Here is a 20,465-nt window from a genome sequence, read left to right on the forward strand (position 1 = left end):
ACAAACTTGCTGTGACTAAGGGAACATACGCACTCGTGACACTCGCCTATTGGGCCTTCATGCTGACCGACGGAGCCCTTCGTATGATTGTGCTTCTGCACTTTCACGAGCTTGGGTATTCCCCAGTCCAGCTGGCATTTCTCTTCCTTCTCTACGAATGTGCAGGCATTGTCACTAATCTAATCGGTGGTTGGGTTGGCTCGCGCTACGGCCTAAGACGCACCTTATTTATAGGACTCAGCCTCCAAATCGTTGCCCTCCTCGCACTGAGCTCCGTCTCAGACACCTGGCACCCCTACCTAACTGTTGGTTTTGTGATGGCCATTCAAGCACTCGCAGGTGTGGCAAAAGACCTCACTAAGATGAGCTCAAAGAGTGCTGTCAAACTTGTCATCAATGACGAGAACGCAGATGCTGAAGGTAAACTCTTCAAATGGGTCGCTGCTCTCACCGGCTCCAAAAATGCGCTCAAAGGCGTCGGCTTTTTCTTGGGGAGCCTCCTGCTTGCCAAATTAGGCTTCGACTCATCACTCTATACTCTGGCAGGCATGCTGGCCATCGTATTGATCGTCAGCCTCTGCAAGGTCAAAGGCTCGTTCGGTAAATCAAAACAAAAGACAAAATTCACCCAGCTCTTCTCAAAAAGCCCAGCCATTAACAAACTATCCTTCGCCAGAGCATTCCTCTTCGCATCCCGAGATGTTTGGTTTGTCGTGGGACTCCCCATCTTCCTTCACGATGTCCTCCACTGGGACTTCTGGCAAGTCGGTGGCTTCATGGCCTTCTGGGTCATTGGCTACGGATTCGTCCAAGCACTCGCACCCAAGTTCACACGCCTTAATAAATCTAACCCTGATACCAGCGCCCTCGCACATTGCGTCCACTCAGCAAAGTTCTGGATCTTTGCCCTCAGCCTTCTCTGCGCCACAATGGCCATGGCTGTCAGCTTAGACTTCCATCTCACCTATACATTGTTAGGTGGCCTCTGCGTTTTTGGTTTCATCTTCGCCATCAATTCATCCCTCCACTCCTACCTCATTCTAGCCTATACCGATGACGACTCAGTTTCGCTGAATGTGGGTTTTTACTACATGGCCAATGCCTGCGGCCGCCTGCTCGGCACCCTCCTATCCGGAGCTGTTTACCTATGGGCGGGTTTACCTGCCTGCCTATGGACTGCAGCCGGACTCACCTTAGTCGCTGCATTCACCTCACTCAAATTGCCAAAAACAGCTTCAGCAAGGAAACCAGTCGCCGACTGAAAAGACTTTTTTAGCTCTCCTAGCGATTTGCGATAGCGTTCTCGGATTTGCCACAGTACACCTCTCTGACTTCAGATTGCATGCCTACTATGTTTCCCGATACTACCGCGACGATTCACACACTCGATAACGGCCTTAAGGTCATCCTGAACCCAGATTCCTCAGCCCCAGTCATTTCAACGCAAGTCTGGGTAGAAACAGGAAGTATCCACGAAGGCCAATGGTTGGGAGCCGGTATCTCCCACCTCCTAGAACATATGGTCTTCAAGGGCACCGAGTCCTTTTCAGGTGAGGAACTCTCCCAAGTCGTTCAAGCGGCAGGCGGCCAATGGAACGCCTACACCACCTTCGACCGAACTGTCTACTATATCGATGGCCCAAAGGAATCCGCCGAAACCTTCCTCAAAGCCGTCACAGAAATGGTGTTCAAACCAAGTTTCCCCGAAAACGAATTTGAGAAAGAAAAAGATGTCATCCGCCGTGAAATCGATATGGGACTCGATGACCCAGATAGTAGAGCATCACGCCAACTCTTCGCAACCGCTCTCGCCAATGACGGCAGAGCTCAGCCCGTCATCGGCCACCTAGAGCTCTTCAACCAAATCACCCATGCTGATATGGTGCAATACCATCAAGAAAGGTATACCACCGAAAATGCCTTCCTCTCCATCTCTGGTGACTTCGAAGTCAACGCACTCCTCAAAGTAATCAATGACCTCGTAGGCTCTATTCCACGCAGCTTCACCCATCATCCCGTGGTCTCAGAAGAACCGCCACAGCTAGGCAGGCGCATTGAGCGCTCAACCTTTGCTGTACCAGCAAGTAAACTAACACTTGCCTGGCAAGCTCCCTCACTCAGCCACCCAGATGCCGCCCCCCTCGAACTCCTCTCAACCATCCTCGGTGGAGGACGTTCATCCCGCCTCTACCAAAACCTTCGCGAGGAAAAAGGACTCTGCCTTCACATTGCTTCTTGGGCGTGGCTCACAAAACATGCCACCGGCCTCTTTAGCATCAGTGCTGAAGTACCACACGATCAACGCGAGACCCTCAAGTCCGCTATCCATCAGGAAATCCAAGACCTTTGCCATGACTCACTAGAAGCCGAACTTGCCAAAGCAAAACGTATGTGTCTTGTCTCACAGTTTAAGACCCTAACAACAGCTTCAGGCAGAGCCTCTGACCTCGCAAGTAATTGGCATGAAGCCAGAAACCTAAACTACACCAAAGACTTTATCTCCTCAGTAGATGCAGTCACAGAAGCAGATATCCGACGCGTCTGCCAAACCTATCTTCTCAATACCTCCCGCCTCACAGAAACCTCACTCGACCCTCTCGACTCCACAGAGACCCAATCTGCAGAATCCTCCCAAAACAGTTCTAAAGAAATCGTTAGCCACACACTCAGCAATGGCCTCCAACTTCACCTCTGTGCAGACCCTCGCCTTCCCATGGTCTCAATTCAGGCAGCTATTCGTGCTGGGCTCACTTCTGAAACCCCTGAAAACGCAGGACTATCCACTCTTCTTTCCTCCCTACTGACCAAAGGAACCGATTCCCGTAGCGGTGCTGAAATCGCCACTCAGTTAGAAAGTATCGGTGCAACTCTCGGCGCTAGCTCAGGTAACAATACCTCAGCTCTCGCCGCTAGCTGCCTCAACCAAGACCTCGACACCGTACTCGAAATATTCGCTGATTGCTTCGCCAACCCAGCCTTCCATCAAGAAAATATTTCATTCGAAAAGAAAACTCAATCAACCGCATTGTTAGAACAAGACGAAGACCCAGTCTCCAATGCGTTCAAAACTGTTAGAAACTCGCTCTTCTGTGGCGAAGGATACGGCATCAACCGCCTCGGTACTACCCAGTCATTAGAGGCGATCGATAGACTCACTCTCTCAGCCCACCATTCCCTCTACTACACCGCTGAAAATACACAAATTGCTATTTTCGGAGATATCGACCCCGTCGAAACAATCAAACTTGCAGAGAAATACCTCTCGCAAATTAAACGAGGCAAGCCACTCACTCCGCCCTCACAAAGCTGTGCCTCTGCTCCAGAGAAAATCAACATCACTCTAGATAAGCAACAAGCTGTCCTCGCCATTGCATACCCGGGGGCCTCCATCCACGCAGATGACATCCATGCCCTCGATCTCATTCATGCATGGTGCTCCGACATGGCGGGCCCACTCTTTACTAAAATACGCGAGGAAATGGGCCTCGCATACTATTGTAGTGCCACCCAGTTCCACGGTCATGATACTGGTATGTTTGCCTTTTACCTCGGCACCTCACCAGAACAACTCGCGCTCGCTCAAGATGCCCTAACACAAACTATCAGTGAGATTGCTCAAAATGGTATGGATCAAATCACTCTGGACTCTGTAAAAAATTCATGGCTTGCATCCCAAGCATTGAGCAACCAATCCAATGCAGCAATGGCCCGCCTCTGTGCTATCGACACCGTACTCGGATTCAGTCCGCTGCATCACAGACAATCAGGTGAAAAAATCAAAGCCGTCACTCTCGAGCAAATTAAGAACGCTGCAGCTAAGTACTTCGGCTCTCAGCCTGCGGTCACCGTGACTGTGCAACCCTAAAAAAAGAGGCTGTTCGGCTGCAATGGCCGGACACCCTCTAGCTATGATTTCTATTGTCAGTAACTTTAGTGGCTGACTTCCTGTACTGCTGCTTTCGTGTTGTGAACGATTTCCTCGTTCATCTTGTGTGATGCAACTAAGCAAGCAATGCCAAGAACTGCCACTACACTCACGATGATCCAATCTGTTGGTATTTTAAACACAACATAGATACTGCAGATACCATGCCATCTTTCAAGGAATCCTCCCCAGCCTTTAGTGACATCTTTGACACATCCTACTCAGCATCCCTGCTTCTGGCTAAGAGCCAAAGCACATCCGAAAGCCGGTTTAAAAACTGCCTAACAATATCAAGCTCATTATCTTCAATCTCCCAGCTCACCAACTCAGAGCGACGGCAGGTTGTTCGAGCAACATCAAGATATGCTCCCGATAAGGCACCAGCTTGACCAGGGCGCGACCATCCTCTAAAGCGATGGCCTTTCACAGTCTCTAGCTCGTGAACAATAGCATCGAGCCATTCCACGTCGCTCGCCGCAATCCCTTGATACCCTTTTTCTTCATACCGCTGGTGATCACCTAAGTCAGTCGCCACCACACCCATCAGTCCCACTAAGCGCTTCTGAATGCCATTAATCCAGCTTTCCATCTCATCTGACACCTCAGAGGCTCGTACCACTCCCAAATGAGCATTTAACTCATCTATCGCACCACAGCAGCGCACTCGAGGGTGCGTCTTTGCTACCCGCTTTCCAAATAATAAATCTGTCTCTCCTTGGTCGCCACGACGTGTGCTTATGCTCATATTGGCACACTAACAAGCCTCTGAAATATTGCAAAAAAAAGTGCGGATGATCACTCATCCGCACAGTCGTAAAATGTCATGTGTAAATCAAATGTCTACTCAACATCCATCACCAACACCTTCTCCCACAGATCTTTGAAGCCATCGACAAAAACATCGTGCTCGGGATGAACTTGATAAGCGTCATGCTTCTCAATCGAGTCAAAGCTCAAATAGAGGCCATAATCAAATGACTTATCAGTCACTGGTCTCTCAGGTGTTGGAGCTGGCTTTCCCCAATTACCTGAAGCAATGTTAGGTACCTGACAAACAGCATCGAGACCCTTCTCAAATGCGGCTCGGGTTTCAGCGTCTTGATGCTCTTCTTTTAACCAGAAATATACGTGATGTTGCATGACTCATTTCATCTACCGAATGCCTTCTCATTCCAAGTAGAAAATGCGCCATACCTCGCCCAAAGCCATCCTGCTAATCCACCACCAAAGTGACATGCGTGTGCGATCTTAAACACTGAACCTCCCATCAACTGACTGAGCCCTACCCCAATTTGCTCAAATCCTGGTAATCCAAGCGCCGGGTCCATCAAAGCCAGTCCAGCTTCACTCAACAACAAACCGTACGCTAAATACCCCAAACCCAAGCGCCCACCAAATATCCTTACATCCCTCATCCTGAAACATAGAAAAATCAATAGCCCCATTACCCCACCCGAAATACCAATTAATAAACTCCCCACCGCATGTCTCCCGAAGTACTCGATAACACAATGGAAAATTGCCCCTAACAAAATGGAACTACACAGCACTGTAAAGGTCACCCGACGCCCAAATAACCCCTGCACTTTACCACCAATTGTAACTAACAAAATTAGGTTAACACCCAAGTGGTACCATGAACCGTGGAGAGTTGCGTAGCTGAAACACTGCCAGAGTTTTCCAGATTTCAGTCCCAAAAGGCTCAAACCTAACTCGTCATAAACTTCGATGTGTTGGTCCACCCCACCACTCAAAAAAAGAGCTGTATGAACCAACAAAAGTATGAGTGCTAAAACAATCATCATAAAAAAACTCCGAGCCACATCACGTGATTCTCGGAGTCATTCGATCCACTATATGCCTAGGAGAACAACTTAACTTTCTCCCTTTGCTCTGGGTTCTCCAGCAACGGTGTCCTTGGCACTGGAGCTAGTCACAAAAGGGCCACCTTCCATCGGCGCCACTCCTGTAAAGGCAACATCTGGCATCTCAGTCGGTTTACCAGCCAAAGGAAATTCCTTGCGCAATGGATGATAAGGATAGCCTTCCCACATCAAAATACGCTTCAGGTTAGGATGGTCGCTAAACTTGATGCCCATCATATCGTAAACCTCCCGCTCATGCCAATCCGCCGTCTTCCACAAGTCAATCACCGTAGGCACATCTTCGTCTTCGGCCACCGGCGCCTTGACCCGCAAATGCTGTGAGTCATCTACTGATGCCAATTCATACACCACCTCAAACCTTGGATGCACTGACTCGTGATCCACACTGCAGATGTCGATCAAAAAATCAAAGCCCAGCGAATCTTTACAATAAGCCATTACCTCCTTGAGCTGCGCTAGTGCAACCACGACTGTCTGCTCCCCCCGAAACTCGTGCTGACTGAGAATGCCATCACCAAAAACCTCCTGCAGCTTTGTTACATGTGTGCTCATCTTATTAGGAAATGGCTTCGGGTTCTTGCTTCAGTGTCTTGGCGGATTCCTCCTGCTCAATCTTCGCTTGTAGCTTCATTAAGCCTTCAATCAATGCCTCAGGACGTGGTGGACACCCAGAAATGTACACATCCACAGGAATCAATCGATCAATCCCCTGCAAGGTCGCATAGGACCGATACATCCCGCCTGATGAAGCACAGGCACCCATAGCGATACACCACTTAGGCTCTGGCATCTGATCCCAAATCCGCTTCACCGCAAGCGCCATCTTGTAAGTCACCGTGCCTGCAACAATCATCACATCCGCTTGACGGGGTGAAAAACGCATCACTTCCGCACCAAAACGAGAAATGTCGAAGCGAGAAGATGCTGTAGCCATCAATTCAATCGCACAACAAGCTAACCCCATTGGCATCGGCCACAACGAGTTCTTACGCATCCAGTTAATTGCGGCGTCTAACTGGGTGAAAATAACATTGCCTTCGATCTTTGAGTCGTAAGCAAAATCAGTGCTATGTGGGTCTGGCGATACCATAGGATTTTTTTAAATTCGCAAGTCACTCTACTGCGCGTATCGAGTGCCACAAGCTAAATGTTATCCGAATTCTCTTCCTGCCTCGATCTCTAGCTATGAAGCTTAACTCTCGTGCCCTGCATCTTCATTCTCGATGTACGCAATCAAGGCTGGAATCGCATACTCAAACACCTCTCCGACCTGTTGGTAGGCACGCTTACCCATCCCTATCGGATCGGGTACATCTATCCCAGCCTTGCCATTGATCTCAATGAAATCACACACCAAATAACACTTCTCAGCATACCCAGGAAATGCCTGTGTAAGCATGTGCAAATGCGCTGCTGTCATTGCAAACACATGCGTCGCCTGCTCCAGCATCTCTTCTGTGACAGAACGACTTCTGAAATCATTCAAACTCGCCCCACGACTTTCCAGCTCGTCAGCAGATTCAGGGCTGATTCTATCGCCATCATACGCTGCCACTCCAGCCGAACCAATGGATAGTAATCCCTCATGATCTTTAATCGCCTTACGGAAAATTCCCTCAGCCATAGGGCTGCGACATGTGTTGCCTGTGCAGATAAACAGCACGCGTTTCTCGCTTTGCATACGCAGAAACTCACAGCTGAGACCCAACAATTCAAGCGGGAAGTTCTATTGCATTTTTCTCATGAGCTCCCTAAAATTCCACCATGCGCATCGCGTTCTCCCTCATTGGTTTCATTCTCTTCTCTCTCCTGAGTTACTCACTCGCTGAGCACATTCATTCAACTTCCTCCTCGAGGAACATCACCCTCATCTGGATGGCCGCCTCCAGCTCACTCGCTATTTTCTCACTCACCAGCGCACTTTTTATCCTTCCTAACAAAGCTTTCTGGATCGCTGCAGGCTCGCTCATCACTCTCTCACTCGTCCGCATTTTCGCTTTTCCCTATTCAAATGACGCCCTGCTCCCAAGCGTTGAGAATCTCGCTTCATATGAACCGGGCTACTTCCTCGCCATGCTCCTCTGGCTCCTCATCCTCGCTAGAGTCAATGCCAAAGATGTCATGTGCTGATAGCGCATCACAACTTGGCCCGTGTGGCCAAATCCTCAAAGTAAGGCCAAAATGCTATTACTCATGGCTTTTTTAACAACGAATTTTCGTGGCAGAGATCTATGTCATGCACGATGACTGGGGGTGACCTAATTTGAATCATCCTATGGCATCATTTTCAGTAAATAATCGTAGTTACAACCTTCCTTCGCGCCCCGTAGCTGTCATCTGTATCGATGGCTGTGCCGACGAATACATTAGCGAATCCATCGCCCAAGGCTATATGCCCCGTCTAGAAGCAATGGTCAAAAGTGGCTACCGCGGCATGGTGCGTGGAGCCCTTCCTTCCTTCACCAACGTCAACAACTCAGCCATCGTCACAGGTGCTCCTCCGGCTGTGACGGGTATCTGCGGCAACTTCTTCCTTAACCCTGAGACTGGTGAAGAAGTCATGATGAATTCCGCCGAATTCCGCCGCTGTGATACGATCCTCAATGCTGCTGCTGACGCCGGCAGAAAAGTGGCCTTCATCACCGCAAAGGAAAAACTGCGTACCGTCCTTGGTGATGGCATCGTCGAACGCGGGGGCATTGCCTTTTCATCTGAAAAGGTCAATGAAGCCGTCGCTTCCACCCATGGAGTCGATAATGCCGAAGACATCATTGGTAAACCCAAACCTGAAATCTACTCAGGTGACGCCTCCATCTACGTCCTCGAAGCTGGTGCGGCCCTCGTCGAACAAGGAAAAGCTGATTTCCTCTACCTCTCATTGACCGATTACATGCAACATAAGTTTGGTCCCACCGACCAAGAGTCACTCGAGTTCTATCAACAGATGGATGAGCAGATCGGACGCCTCCTTGACGCAGGTTGCGTCGTAGCGGCCACTGCTGACCACGGGATGAATGCTAAAAATGATTCTAACGGTGAGCCTAAAGTCATCTTCGTTGAATCACTCCTCCAAGAGCAATTTGGCAAAGATGGCATCTCAGTCATCTGCCCTATCACTGACCCCTATGTGGTGCACCACGGAGCACTTGGCTCACTTGTCATGGTCCACCTCGATGACCCCTCGCGTGCTGACGAGCTCATGGACTTCCTCCTCCGACAAGAGGGAATCACCGAGGTCTATAACAGAGAAATGGCAGCTCTTAAACTCGAACTCGCTCCAGACCGCATCGGAGACATCACTGTGCTCTCTGGGCGCGATGTCGTCGTCGGCAAGACTCCTGAGCACCACGACCTTTCCGTCCTCAAAGGGGGCCTACGTTCCCACGGTGGCCGATACGAAGAAATGGTACCTCTCCTCCTTTCTGAGCCACTTAACGCTGAGTACAAATTGATTGCGACTGGCGACCCTCGAAACTTTGACGTCTTCGCCTTCGCTTGTAATGCTAACGCTTAATACTAAATGAATTTACCTTCCTATATCGCAGGCAAAGCCGTCCATAGCGACGATAAACTAGAAGTCTTCTACCCATACGACAATAGCCTCACGGGAACTGTTAGCAAAATCACTAACGCCCAGCTGCACGAGGCTATCGAACACGCTATCTCCCCGAAAAACACCTCACTGAGCCGATACGAACGCCACGCGATTCTCCGCAAAGCCGCTGACCTCCTCGCCGAACAACGCGAAGACCTAGCCAAATTGCTCTGCCGTGAATCCGGCCTTTGCATGCGTGAAACCATGTATGAAACTGGCCGCAGCTCAGATGTGTTAGAGTTTGCCGCCATTGAAGCGCTCAAAGATGACGGCGAAGTTTTTTCTTGTGATATCTCACCTCAAGGCAAAGCCAGAAAGATCGTCACCTTCAAGCAACCCCTCCAACTGGTCAGCGCGATCACCCCCTTTAACCACCCACTCAACCAAGTGGCTCACAAGGTCGCCCCAGCAATTGCTGCTGGCACACCAATGCTCCTGAAACCATCCGAGAAAACACCACTCGTAGCGATCCGCTTCGCCGAAATTCTCTACCAGGCTGGCTTGCCAAGCTGGATGTTGCAGGTCTTTGTCGGTGATCTCGACGAAGTCGTGACCCCCATGATCACTGACGAGCGAGTTGAAATGGTCTCCTTCACAGGCTCAGTCGCTATCGGAAAACACATCTCAAAAACTGCAGGCTATAAAAAAACCTGCCTCGAACTTGGAGGAAACTCACCACTGATCGTACTTGAAGATGCCGACCTCGAAAAAGCCGTCACGCTCGCAGCCGAAGGTGCCTTCCGCAACTCTGGCCAGCGCTGCACCGCGGTCAAACGCATCCTCGTGCAAGAATCCATTCTCGAGACATTCACCGAGCGCTTTGTTGAAAAAGCCAAAGAGTACACCTCAGGTGACCCTGAAGACCCTGAAACCAGAGTGGGCACTGTCATTGATGAAGCCGCTGCCATCTACCTCGAAGAAGTGGTTGAAAAGGCTGTCGCTGACGGGGCCAAAGTGCTCCTCGGAGGCAATCGCTCAGGCGCTTTGCTCGAACCTACTGTGATCGCCAACGTACCGCGTGACACCCAAATGGTCGCCGACGAATCATTTGGTCCCCTCGCCCCCATCATTCCAATCAAGGACTTAGATGATGCCATTGAATACTACAATGGAGGGAACTTTGGACTCAGCTCCGGAGTGGTCACCAACGACCTACAACTCGCCCTCAAGGCTGCAAAACACCTCCGTACCGGCACAACTAACATCAATGAGGTCCCTGGATACCGTATCGAATGCAGCCCTTTCGGCGGCATCAAAGACTCTGGTCTCGGCATTAAAGAAGGCGTCATTGAAGCCATGAAGTTCATGCAAACCACAAAGACCTTCTCCTTCCCCTGGGAATAGCTTACTAGACGCTAACAGAGACCTCATTCAAACCATACAGCCTAAACTATTCTGGCTGTGCAAGCGCGTGCCTAGTGAAAAGCACGCGCTTCTTATTCCTCCCCAAAAGCTCGTGATACAAATAACCAAGACACTATCGCATAAACCATGGGGAAACTCTCACGCCTCCCTAGCATAGCTCGCGATAGTGTGTCGGCGTCATTTCACACATCCTTCTAAAAAACCTTGAGGCTTCCTCAGCTGCAGGAAATCCCATTGCGTACGAAATCTCTTTGACCGACATATCCGTTTCCTCCAAGTAGCGCTTGAAAACCTCCAATCGCACCCTCGATATTTCAGCTTTTGGAGACCTCCCCAACTCCCTTGACATCAGCTCCTTCAATGAACTCTTACTGATAGCAAGGTGAGTACAAACCTCATTGACTTGCAATGCCTCACTTGGTGCATGCACTTGAATAAATTTTAACGCCTTCTTCAACCTCTCATCACTGTATGCCAAGGTGTTCGTTGACTCACGGGCATCCACCAGCCTCACTGGCACCACCGACTCCACTTCTTCTTCTTTACCCGAAAGCAAATTATCTAACTTCTCTGCAGCCTTGTAGCCAATCTCGCGTCCCGGGTATTGCACACTCGTCAAACTCGGACGGGTGCTCAAACAAAAAATCGGCTGGCTATTCGTACCAATCACAGCCAATTGCCCCGGAACATTGATCCCTAAATCTGCCGCAACCCTTAAAATATTCGCTGCTAACAAGTCATCAGCCGCGAACACACCGCAGGGAGTTGCCAATCGAGGTAACAACCTTCTCAACTTGTTAGCCATGTACCCAGCCCGTTCACCTACAGCCAAAGCATTCACATCTAAATCAAAGGCTTCCACTTGAGCACCCTCGCGCGCTAACACACGCTGAAATCCAGAAAATCGCTCACGCGAATAGTTCCTCTCAGAGCGCCCAATATAAACAAAATTGACCAAACCAATGTTCAGCAAATGCTGCGCAGCTAACTCACCTGCAGCCACATTGTTCGGTAGCACCGTCGCCAAACCTGCATGGCTCACCGAACTCAAATTTACATGTGCAACCCCACGCTGCCGGAACGCCGCAACTTCCTCAGCTGTGTAGCGAAAACTAATCAAGCCATCCCCGTCCCAGCACGCATCAATCTTCACTTCCGGTAACTCACCATCAGACCCCCTCGGTACCTCTAGCTGCCACAGCTTATCGTGCTCACGGATATACTCCACAATACCCAGTAAGATGGCATCCTGCATCATGAACCAATTCGGTATCCTTAACCCAATGCGCTTCAGCGTGGCTTGCATATCGATCTCCTACACTAAACACTCGGCCATTTCTACATATAAAATGTCGATTAGTCCATCAGTATCGTTTCGCCATCTACCATCAAGTCCTGCTATTCCTAGTGGTGTAAGGCAAATCAGCCTACTCAACCACACACTCACCCTCCACATTCGGGCTAAATTCCCAGAAAATTACAATTTCCATCAAAATCGGCATATTGCCGCAAATAGGTAGATATTCCTCCACTTTCCGCACAATATTAGAAGGCTCATTGACCAGACCAGTCGGTCACAATCAATTGGCGATTCAGCTAATATTAAACAATCAAAATAATGAACATCGGCGTACCCAAAGAAATCAAGAACCAAGAGCATCGCGTTTCCATGATCCCCTCATCCGTTAAGGATCTCGTGAAGCGCGGCCATACGGTCTTTGTTGAAAAAAATGCTGGAGCAGGCTCCAGCTACACGGACGAGCAATACCTCGCATGCGGCGCAACCATCCTTGACTCCGCCGAAGAGGTCTTTGCCAAATCCACCCTCATTGTTAAGGTCAAGGAACCTCAACCTTCTGAGGTTGCCATGCTGACCGATCAGCACATTCTCTTCACCTACCTCCACCTGGCTGCAGACAAAGAGCTCACAGAATCACTCGTCGCGACTGGATGTACTGCCATCGCCTACGAAACAATCGAAGTCAACGGCCACCTTCCGCTTCTCGAGCCTATGTCTGAAATTGCTGGCCGCATGTCAGCCATCGTCGGCAGCTACCACCTCGCCAAACACAACACAGGTCGCGGTACCTTGCTCGGTGGTGTTCCAGGTGTCGCTCCCGGTCGTGTCGTTGTCATCGGAGGTGGCACAGCCGGAGTCAATGCTGCCCGCGTTGCGAAAGGAATCGGTGCGGATGTCACGATTCTCGAAGTCGACTTTGACCGTATGCGCTTCCTCGATATCACCATGGAAGGCACCCATACAGTCTTCTCAACAGAAGCAAATCTCAGTGAACTGCTACCTCGCGTAGACCTCGTCATCGGCGCGGTTCTCGTCCCTGGTGCAGCAGCACCCAAGCTGATCACTCGCGATATGCTCAAGCTCATGCAACCCGGCAGCGTCTTTGTCGATATCGCAGTCGACCAAGGCGGTTGCGCAGAAACCACAAGAGCCACTACCCACGAAGCGCCTACCTTCATTGAAGAAGGCGTTGTGCATTATTGTGTCGCGAATATGCCCGGCGCTTATGCCCGTACCGCTACGCAGGCACTCAACAATGTCACACACTCATGGACCGCTCTCATCGCAGAAAATGGCGTTGCCAGCGCAGCTCTCAAACGTCCAGAACTCATCAATGGCATTAACTGCACTAAAGGAAAACTCACCTGTGAGCCCGTTGCTACAGCGCATGGCATTCCTCTCTCATTAGCTACCGACCACCTAACAACATAAAACACTATGACTAACAGTTCACTTGATAACCCATACATTCTACTCACTCCAGGACCACTCTCAACCAGCCCCACAGTCCGTGAAGCGATGCTGCGCGATTGGTGTACATGGGATGACGATTACAATTTAGGAATTGTCACTCCAATCCGCCAAGGCCTAGTAAAACTAGCCACCTCGACAGCCCCAGAAAAGTACACTACCGTACTCATGCAAGGCTCTGGCTCCTTCTCTGTGGAATCAATGATTGGCTCTGTAGTACCTGAAGATGGTAAACTGTTAGTCCTAGCAAATGGTGCATACGGTAATCGACTCGCTAAGATTGCGAGCTACCTAAAAATTAACCACATCATTCACGACACGGGTGAACTTGCTCCCCCAGATCTAGCTCAGTTAGATCTAGCTCTCTCTTCAGATAAGAGCATCACCCATGTCGTTGTTGTCCATAACGAAACAACAACGGGTATGATGAACCCACTCGAAGCAATTGCTGCTATCGTAAAACGTCACCAAAAAGTCTTTCTCGTCGACTCAATGTCTGCCTTCGGGGGTGTGCCACTCGATATCGCACAACTCGATATCGATTTCCTGGTTTCCTCAGCCAATAAGTGCATCCAAGGCGTGCCTGGATTCGGCTTCGTCATCTGTAAGACCACTGAGCTTGAGAAGACCAAGGGTATCGCACGCTCACTCTCACTCGACCTCTACGACCAATGGAAGGGCATGGAAGAGGGCAATGGCAAATGGCGCTTCACCAGCCCCACACACGTCACACGTGCCTTCCACCAAGCCATGATCGAACTGGATGAAGAAGGCGGTGTGTCAGCCCGCTTCGCTCGATACACAGAAAACCAAAAGCGCCTTGTCGAAGGTATGGAGAAACTCGGCTTCCGCTGTGTCCTTCCAAAAGACCTGCAAAGCCCTATTATCACCGGATTCTATAATCCAGATTCTCCAGAGTACGACTTCCTTAAATTTTACAATCTACTCAAACAAAAAGGATTTGTCATCTACCCAGGTAAAGTCACTGGAATCGACTCATTTAGAATCGGTACCATCGGCCACGTTTACCCCGAAGATATTGATAGACTCATCCTCGCCGTTGAAAAAAGTATGTACTGGAATGCACAGCTTGTCTAAATGAGCGCTTCGAAATCATTGACCGAGCCCCCCCAATCGGACTCACAAGACGGGCTCAAATCATTTCAAGCGCGCATCGTCATCCTCTCATTTCTCAGTTACTTCTTTTACTACTACACGCGTAAAAACTTAGGAATCGCGACCTCTTCCATGATCGAAGAGGGCTTCACTGAAGAAACCATTGGCTGGATCCAAAGTGGCTACGGTATTCTCTACGCGCTAGGTCAGTTCATCTGCGGTGGACTCGGAGATAAATTGGGCGCACGCATAATGATCTTCTGCGGCATGGCTTTATCAGCCATCGCATCTATCGCCATTGGCTTCTTCCCTCTCACCTTGGTCCTCCTCATTGCCTGGCCACTCAATGGCTTGTTCCAATCAACTGGCTGGTCTAACAACTGTAAATTGATCGCCACTTGGATCCCCCACGATAGCCGAGGTCGAGTCATGGGTATCTGGTCACTTTGCTACGTCCTAGGAAGCATTTCAGCCAATGTCGTCTGCGGATACCTCGTAGAACATTACAACTGGAAATTAAGCTTTCTCGTCACAGGCTTTACCGTTCTCTCTGTCGCTATCATCCAAGGCCTCTTTCTCATCAATCGCCCAGAACAAAAAGGCTTCACCATCCAACGGCGTAATGGCGCAAGCGCTGAAAATGCCTCTCAAAAAGGCAACTTCAAACGCATGCTCACAAACCCCATTATCCTACTCTATGGCGGCTCTTACTTTTCTCTGAAGTTTATTCGTTATACGTTTTTTATCTGGCTGCCATTCTATTTTGAAAAACGCCTAAACTACGATACAGATGTCTCAGCCTATAGCTCTAACGCGTTTGAAGTTGGTGGTGTCATTGGTCTTCTTTGTGGCGGAATTTTAGCCGACAAGGTTTTCAGCGAAAACCGTGGTCGCCTCGCATGGCTAGGTCTTATCGCACTATGCGCAGCACTCTTTGTATTCAGAAATTATGCGCATAGCTCATATCTAGCAGTACTCTTCAGTTTGGGCGCTGTGGGTCTATTTCTCTACATTGCGGACGCACAGGTCTCGGGCACAGCCGCTCAAGATGTTGCTGGAGCCGACGCCGCAGCTTCGGCAACAGGTATAGTTAACGGCCTAGGGTCCGTTGGCGGCGCACTAGCTGGAATTGTCCCCATTTGGATCAAACAAAGCTATGGTTGGGACGGTGTCTTCCTCCTCTTCATCGCCCTCACCGCTCTTGCCATTCTCCTCACCTTTCCAGTCGCTCTACGCAGACAAGTTGGAAAGGCCTAACAATCACATAAACGCCATCGCAGATAATGAATAGACAAACACTGCATACGAATACGCCTGTAAAAGCCCAATACGACTTCCCGCGCCATAGCCTTCCACGTAAAGCTCGAGTCGTCGTAGTAGGCGGCGGCATTGCCGGCACCAGCATGGCCTATCAACTGGCCCGTGCAGGCTGGAACGACATCGTCTTGCTTGAGCAATCCAATATCTCATCCGGAACCACTTGGCACTCAGCCGGCCAAGTAGGGCAATTGCGTGCCAGCTCTGCCCAAACAAAAGTCAACAAAGCCTCCACTGAAATCTTTGCACAACTCAAGCAAGATACCGGCCACGACCCTGGCTGGCTTCAGTGCGGGGGCCTACAACTCGCTTCATGTGACGAACGCTGGAGGCAATTGCAAAGGAACGCTGCGATGGCTGAAGTCTTTGGAGTAGAAGCCACTCTCATATCTGGTGAAGCCTGTGCCAACTACTGGCCGATGCTTAATACAGAGGACCTCATCGGTGGCATTTACCTTCCCGGCGATGGCAGAGTCCTCCCCGGTGAAGCCACCGTCGCTTTTGCAAAGGGGGCACAACAACGTGGTGCCAAAATCATCGAAAACATCCACGCCCAAAAACTCATCTACCATGAAAACAACCAAGGGATCAAACGCATCACAGGTGTCGAAACCGACCAAGGAGTCATAGAAGCCGATTGGGTCATCATGGCTGGTAACATGTGGATGCGACAACTTGCTCTCAATGCAGGTATCGATATTCCAGTCTATCCATGCGAACACCACTATGTCATCACTCGCCCCATTGAAGGCGTGACTCGCAACAGCCCCTGCACCAGAGACCCCAATGCCGGACTCTACTTCCGCGCTCTCGATGACGGTGGACTCAAACTCGGCGCTTTCAAAAAACGATCCAAACCCTGGCAAGTCGCTGACCATGTTCCAAAGAACTTTGCCTATGATTTGTTAGAACCTGACTGGCCTGACTTCTTAGACCCCTTCAAGGACCATATGCACAGACTCAAGGGCATCACGCGTGATGATGTGGTTAAATTTGTCAATGGCCCAGAAGCCTTCACTCCCGACAACAACTTCATCATGGGGCAACCTTTCCTCACTGAAGGGCTCTTCATCCTCGGTGGCTGGAATTCTGCAGGCATTGCTTGTGCCCCAGGAGCTGCAAAATATGCTGTCGAATGGATTGAAAATGGTGGCATGACCCTAGACCTTTGCAGTGTCGACGTCAGGCGCTTCATTCCTTTCCAAAACGGCAGAAAATACCTTCAAGAACGCGTCAGCGAAGTACTTGGACTCCACTACCAAATGGCTTGGCCTGGGAGACAAATGGAAACTTCTCGAGACATCAGAGCCTCCTCCTTGTTCGAAAAACATCAGCAAGAAAATGCCGGATTCGGCGAGACCGCCGGCTGGGAACGCCCACTCTTCTATGCTCCCCCAGGACAACCGCCTGAAGTAAAATACTCCTTTCTCAAACAAAACTGGCAAGAATGGACCGCGCAAGAGGTCAAGGCCTGCCGAGAAGACCACGCCCTACTCGATCAATCGACTTTTGCTAAATTCTTACTCACGGGCCCTGATGCCCTGGCAACCCTTCAACACCTCTGTGGCGGAAACATCGACGTCCCTGTGGGTAAAACTGTCTACACAGGCATGTTCAATCACTCAGGAACCTTCGAAAGCGACTTAACAGTCGTCCGGGAATCCGCAGAAACCTTCTACATCATCACAGCCACGGGCCAACAGATGAAAGACTTTGACTGGATCACTCGACACATTCCAGAAAATGCTCAAGCCACCCTCACCGACATCACAGACCAACGCTCAGTGCTCTCAGTGATGGGTCCCAACTCGCGTAAACTCTTATCAAAAGTCAGTGATGCTGACTTCAGTAATGAAAATTTTGCCTTTGGTGATTCTCAATCTATCCACATCGCCAATATCCCAGTGCGAGCCATTCGCCTCACCTATGTCGGCGAACTCGGCTGGGAATTGCACGTAGATGCCAAACAAGCTGAAGCCCTCTGGGACGCCTTGCGCAATGCCTCTCCAACGCTTCGCCCTGCCGGCAACAATGCCATCTCCATCATGCGTATCGAAAAAGGCTACCGCGCCTTTGGCCACGAACTCTCCCCAGATGAAACGCCTCTAGAAGCAGGACTCGGATTCGCCATAGATTGGAATACCGACTTCATAGGCAAACAAGCCCTCCTCAGGCAGAAAACAAACGGTCTCACGAAGCGCCTCGTCAATTTTGTACTCGAAGATTCAGACTCCATACTTTGGGGCAATGAGCCCATTCTTTGGGACAATAAAATCGTCGGCTACACTACCTCAGCCTGCTACTCACCCACTCTCGGCCGCAGCATTGCACTCGGATACGTGTCAACTGATACGCCTATGCAGGCCGCCGACCTGAGAAATGGCCAATTCTCCATCCTCAACCTGGGCAAAGAACACCCAGCCAAAGCAAGCCTCTCACCAGCTTATGACCCAAAACGTGAGAAGGTAAATGCCTAGTAGCCATTCCCCCCTTCCCACCTATACTTAAGTGCCCCTTAACGGGCTGGAAAACTTCTCAAACCCCTCTGTGGGTTTGAGAACTTGCCATTGGCTCCCTTTTCATCATCTGCAATTTCTTCTCCTGAACTTAAATTCTGAAAACTCCCGCGACCAGATCTTGAAATGACCGCTGAGGATGAGGAATTCTTATCAATCACTTCATTCTCAATCTGGTACCTGCTGTCTATTATACTTTGCTGTCCCAATGCGATACGTGCTTCCAGGGCCTTTGCCTCTCCATAAAAGAAGGTAGCAAGACCCAAGCCTCCTGTAACTACCATCATCGCCGAGAGTAGTGCTCGTGTGTTCTTACCCGTAGCTGCGTGATATAAGTCACCAATAAATGGCACAAAAACACTCCATTTTTGACCATTCCTCAATTGATAAATCCGCGATGCTGACATCCCCACTGCCAATATGGTCAGAAAGTAGGTAGCAACCCCATATTGCCAAACATCGGGGTACATCAGACTAAAAACTAATGTCACAAGCCCAGCTAACACCACAATGAGCACCTCAATCCCCAACCACGCATAACGCTCACGCTTCTCTTCTTGAATAACCTCTTCATGGCGCGCTTCCGCAGCACGCTGAGCCTCTATCCTCTGGGTTTCTTCCTCTTGCTCTTTTTCTAACTTATTTTCAAATGCCGCTTTGGTCTCAGCACAACTACTTGCTGCCACCCAATCACCCAGCAGTTCATGCCACACTAATGTGTCTGCTGTGACCTTTCCCTCCAGACAAAGCTTCTTTAGTTGCTCCACGCTCACTGGGCCCTTCACCTTATCCTTAATAGTAAAGTACCATTCGGCATCACTCGGCAAAACGAGCTCCTCTTCACTCTCAATACTCGATTTAACTTCACTGTCCTGAGTATTGGCTCTCACCGCTTTTTTCCCTACGGGCTTAGCATAGGCAAAGCTATTGCTCAAAAAAGCGGTCGAATTCTTACCTGAAGATCCCTCATCCGATTGAGCCAAAGATTCAACCGTTATAGCACGCACCAGTCGACTGTTTCTTCCTTCTGATTCGGTCGACAATGTAAACTCATCTTCTTTCTGAGTTAATGCAACTAGCTTGAGCTCATTCAAGGCCTCCTTGGCACTTGTATACGCCTCAACATCCCCTCGACGTAGTAATCTTGCCAACCATTGAGCCAGTTCCTCACTCACATCACTGCGCAGTTCTCGCGGGCAAGGGTACTCACCTTTGATATGTGCGGCCATCACCTGAATGGAATTATCTCCCGTAAATGGATATACCCCAGTGAGGATGTAGTAGAGCACACACCCCAAAGCATACAAATCGGACTTTTCACTCGGCTTCTCACCACTGAAAAGCTCAGGTGCCATCACATAAATAGAACCCATCAGCTTTGTCTTTGCCGCCTCCTGTTCCTCAGCCGTCGGCAAGGACATCCCAAAATCATAAACCTTCGCCTCGTATCGATCATCTGATGCCAAACACAACATGATGTTCTCAGGCTTCACATCACAATGTAACACTCCCGCTTGATGAGCAGCTGAGAGGGCCTGCAAAATCTGTATCCCCACCGTTTGAAAATCACTCGGCTGAAGTAAATGCCGCTTCACTAGCTTGTCCAATGAAACCCCAACCAACAATTCCATCACGATCTCATCGAAATCTTCTTGGGTGCTGATATCGTAAATCGATACAATATTCGGATGCTGCATTGTAGCCAACACCCTTGCCTCCCTCAATAATTGCTCCCTAAGAGCATCCTCACCCACACCTCTATCAAGGCGCTTCACCGCAACATCACGATGCAACATCGTGTCGTGAGCCTTATAAACAGACCCAAAACCTCCAGAACCTAACGGCTCAATGATGCGATATCTCTCCCCCGCTTGCATGTGATTTCTGTATGACTAGTTCAGCCGATCCGGGGGAAATCGAACGCATCATCCTAGCACACCGCAACCTTTGTCAAACTTCAAATAGTAGCAAAATG

Annotated in this window: 17 protein-coding genes; 9 read left to right on the forward strand and 8 right to left on the reverse strand. The window is 49.8% G+C overall.

From position 1 onward, the window contains the following. Positions 1-11: 11 nt before the first annotated feature. Both arsJ and ACFSW8_RS12660 read left to right on the forward strand, forming a co-directional pair. Positions 12-1,262: an organoarsenical effux MFS transporter ArsJ gene (gene arsJ, locus ACFSW8_RS12655; protein ID WP_377089675.1), complete on the forward strand. Its 1,251-nt coding sequence runs from the start codon at positions 12-14 to the stop codon at positions 1,260-1,262. A gap of 80 nt (positions 1,263-1,342) precedes the next feature. Next, a complete protein-coding gene (locus ACFSW8_RS12660) occupies positions 1,343-3,865 on the forward strand; it encodes a M16 family metallopeptidase (protein WP_377178407.1) in 2,523 nt (840 codons plus the stop codon). A 277-nt stretch (positions 3,866-4,142) separates the two neighbouring features. Here the strand turns inward: ACFSW8_RS12660 and ACFSW8_RS12665 are convergent, their stop codons facing one another. The 6 genes from ACFSW8_RS12665 to ACFSW8_RS12690 all read right to left on the reverse strand — a co-directional run bounded on the left by ACFSW8_RS12665 (position 4,143) and on the right by ACFSW8_RS12690 (position 7,492). After that, positions 4,143-4,670: an ATP:cob(I)alamin adenosyltransferase gene (locus tag ACFSW8_RS12665; protein WP_377089672.1), complete on the reverse strand. Its 528-nt coding sequence runs from the start codon at positions 4,668-4,670 to the stop codon at positions 4,143-4,145. Between the two features lie 95 nt (positions 4,671-4,765). Next, complete coding sequence (locus tag ACFSW8_RS12670) at positions 4,766-5,065, reverse strand: Dabb family protein (protein WP_377089671.1); 300 nt, start codon at positions 5,063-5,065, stop codon at positions 4,766-4,768. A gap of 8 nt (positions 5,066-5,073) precedes the next feature. After that, positions 5,074-5,730: a rhomboid family intramembrane serine protease gene (locus tag ACFSW8_RS12675; RefSeq protein WP_377178409.1), complete on the reverse strand. Its 657-nt coding sequence runs from the start codon at positions 5,728-5,730 to the stop codon at positions 5,074-5,076. A 69-nt stretch (positions 5,731-5,799) separates the two neighbouring features. After that, entirely contained in the window at positions 5,800-6,363 is a 564-nt protein-coding gene (locus ACFSW8_RS12680; protein ID WP_377089668.1) for an NADH-quinone oxidoreductase subunit C, read from the reverse strand. Between the two features lie 4 nt (positions 6,364-6,367). Beyond that, positions 6,368-6,901, reverse strand: a complete 534-nt coding sequence (gene nuoB, locus ACFSW8_RS12685) for an NADH-quinone oxidoreductase subunit NuoB (protein WP_377089667.1) — start codon at positions 6,899-6,901, stop codon at positions 6,368-6,370. A gap of 102 nt (positions 6,902-7,003) precedes the next feature. Next, on the reverse strand, positions 7,004-7,492 hold the full coding sequence (locus ACFSW8_RS12690; RefSeq protein WP_377089666.1) for an arsenate reductase/protein-tyrosine-phosphatase family protein: 489 nt from the start codon (positions 7,490-7,492) through the stop codon (positions 7,004-7,006). Between the two features lie 83 nt (positions 7,493-7,575). Here ACFSW8_RS12690 and ACFSW8_RS12695 point away from each other — a divergent pair, with 83 nt between their 5' ends. The 3 genes from ACFSW8_RS12695 to phnY all read left to right on the forward strand — a co-directional run bounded on the left by ACFSW8_RS12695 (position 7,576) and on the right by phnY (position 10,750). Next, positions 7,576-7,941: a hypothetical protein gene (locus ACFSW8_RS12695; RefSeq protein WP_377089664.1), complete on the forward strand. Its 366-nt coding sequence runs from the start codon at positions 7,576-7,578 to the stop codon at positions 7,939-7,941. A gap of 145 nt (positions 7,942-8,086) precedes the next feature. Next, positions 8,087-9,325: a phosphonoacetate hydrolase gene (gene phnA, locus ACFSW8_RS12700; RefSeq protein WP_377089663.1), complete on the forward strand. Its 1,239-nt coding sequence runs from the start codon at positions 8,087-8,089 to the stop codon at positions 9,323-9,325. A gap of 6 nt (positions 9,326-9,331) precedes the next feature. After that, positions 9,332-10,750, forward strand: a complete 1,419-nt coding sequence (gene phnY, locus ACFSW8_RS12705) for a phosphonoacetaldehyde dehydrogenase (protein ID WP_377089662.1) — start codon at positions 9,332-9,334, stop codon at positions 10,748-10,750. Between the two features lie 169 nt (positions 10,751-10,919). On the opposite strand, the gene ACFSW8_RS12710 is transcribed toward phnY, so the two are convergent. Beyond that, positions 10,920-12,077 carry an AraC family transcriptional regulator gene (locus ACFSW8_RS12710; RefSeq protein WP_377089661.1) on the reverse strand — a complete coding sequence of 386 codons (1,158 nt, stop codon included), beginning with the start codon at positions 12,075-12,077 and terminating at the stop codon, positions 10,920-10,922. Positions 12,078-12,389: 312 nt separating this feature from the next. Here ACFSW8_RS12710 and ald point away from each other — a divergent pair, with 312 nt between their 5' ends. From ald to ACFSW8_RS12730, 4 genes are read left to right on the forward strand one after another with little or no spacing between them, the layout of a single operon-like run. Next, positions 12,390-13,502, forward strand: coding sequence for an alanine dehydrogenase (gene ald, locus ACFSW8_RS12715; protein WP_377178411.1), 1,113 nt, complete (start codon positions 12,390-12,392; stop codon positions 13,500-13,502). A 6-nt stretch (positions 13,503-13,508) separates the two neighbouring features. After that, positions 13,509-14,639, forward strand: a complete 1,131-nt coding sequence (gene phnW / locus ACFSW8_RS12720; protein WP_377089658.1) for a 2-aminoethylphosphonate--pyruvate transaminase — start codon at positions 13,509-13,511, stop codon at positions 14,637-14,639. Continuing rightward, complete coding sequence (locus tag ACFSW8_RS12725) at positions 14,640-15,914, forward strand: MFS transporter (RefSeq protein WP_377089657.1); 1,275 nt, start codon at positions 14,640-14,642, stop codon at positions 15,912-15,914. A gap of 26 nt (positions 15,915-15,940) precedes the next feature. Then, positions 15,941-18,451, forward strand: a complete 2,511-nt coding sequence (locus ACFSW8_RS12730) for a GcvT family protein (RefSeq protein ID WP_377089656.1) — start codon at positions 15,941-15,943, stop codon at positions 18,449-18,451. A 38-nt stretch (positions 18,452-18,489) separates the two neighbouring features. Here ACFSW8_RS12730 and ACFSW8_RS12735 read toward each other — a convergent pair whose 3' ends face one another. Beyond that, entirely contained in the window at positions 18,490-20,367 is a 1,878-nt protein-coding gene (locus ACFSW8_RS12735; protein WP_377089655.1) for a protein kinase domain-containing protein, read from the reverse strand. Between the last annotated feature and the right edge of the window lie 98 nt (positions 20,368-20,465).

The organism is Rubritalea tangerina (assembly GCF_042683245.1).
Lineage (GTDB): Bacteria > Verrucomicrobiota > Verrucomicrobiia > Verrucomicrobiales > Akkermansiaceae > Rubritalea > Rubritalea tangerina.

Coding starts and splice junctions, on each gene's coding strand:
- ACFSW8_RS12660 (WP_377178407.1), top strand. CDS start 1,343: ATGCCTACTATGTTTCCCGATACTACCGCGACGATTCACACACTCGAT.
- ACFSW8_RS12665 (WP_377089672.1), bottom strand. CDS start 4,670: ATGAGCATAAGCACACGTCGTGGCGACCAAGGAGAGACAGATTTATTA.
- ACFSW8_RS12670 (WP_377089671.1), bottom strand. CDS start 5,065: ATGCAACATCACGTATATTTCTGGTTAAAAGAAGAGCATCAAGACGCT.
- ACFSW8_RS12675 (WP_377178409.1), bottom strand. CDS start 5,730: ATGATGATTGTTTTAGCACTCATACTTTTGTTGGTTCATACAGCTCTT.
- ACFSW8_RS12680 (WP_377089668.1), bottom strand. CDS start 6,363: ATGAGCACACATGTAACAAAGCTGCAGGAGGTTTTTGGTGATGGCATT.
- nuoB (WP_377089667.1), bottom strand. CDS start 6,901: ATGGTATCGCCAGACCCACATAGCACTGATTTTGCTTACGACTCAAAG.
- ACFSW8_RS12690 (WP_377089666.1), bottom strand. CDS start 7,492: ATGCAAAGCGAGAAACGCGTGCTGTTTATCTGCACAGGCAACACATGT.
- ACFSW8_RS12695 (WP_377089664.1), top strand. CDS start 7,576: ATGCGCATCGCGTTCTCCCTCATTGGTTTCATTCTCTTCTCTCTCCTG.
- phnA (WP_377089663.1), top strand. CDS start 8,087: ATGGCATCATTTTCAGTAAATAATCGTAGTTACAACCTTCCTTCGCGC.
- phnY (WP_377089662.1), top strand. CDS start 9,332: ATGAATTTACCTTCCTATATCGCAGGCAAAGCCGTCCATAGCGACGAT.
- ACFSW8_RS12710 (WP_377089661.1), bottom strand. CDS start 12,077: ATGCAAGCCACGCTGAAGCGCATTGGGTTAAGGATACCGAATTGGTTC.
- ald (WP_377178411.1), top strand. CDS start 12,390: ATGAACATCGGCGTACCCAAAGAAATCAAGAACCAAGAGCATCGCGTT.
- phnW (WP_377089658.1), top strand. CDS start 13,509: ATGACTAACAGTTCACTTGATAACCCATACATTCTACTCACTCCAGGA.
- ACFSW8_RS12725 (WP_377089657.1), top strand. CDS start 14,640: ATGAGCGCTTCGAAATCATTGACCGAGCCCCCCCAATCGGACTCACAA.
- ACFSW8_RS12730 (WP_377089656.1), top strand. CDS start 15,941: ATGAATAGACAAACACTGCATACGAATACGCCTGTAAAAGCCCAATAC.
- ACFSW8_RS12735 (WP_377089655.1), bottom strand. CDS start 20,367: ATGCAAGCGGGGGAGAGATATCGCATCATTGAGCCGTTAGGTTCTGGA.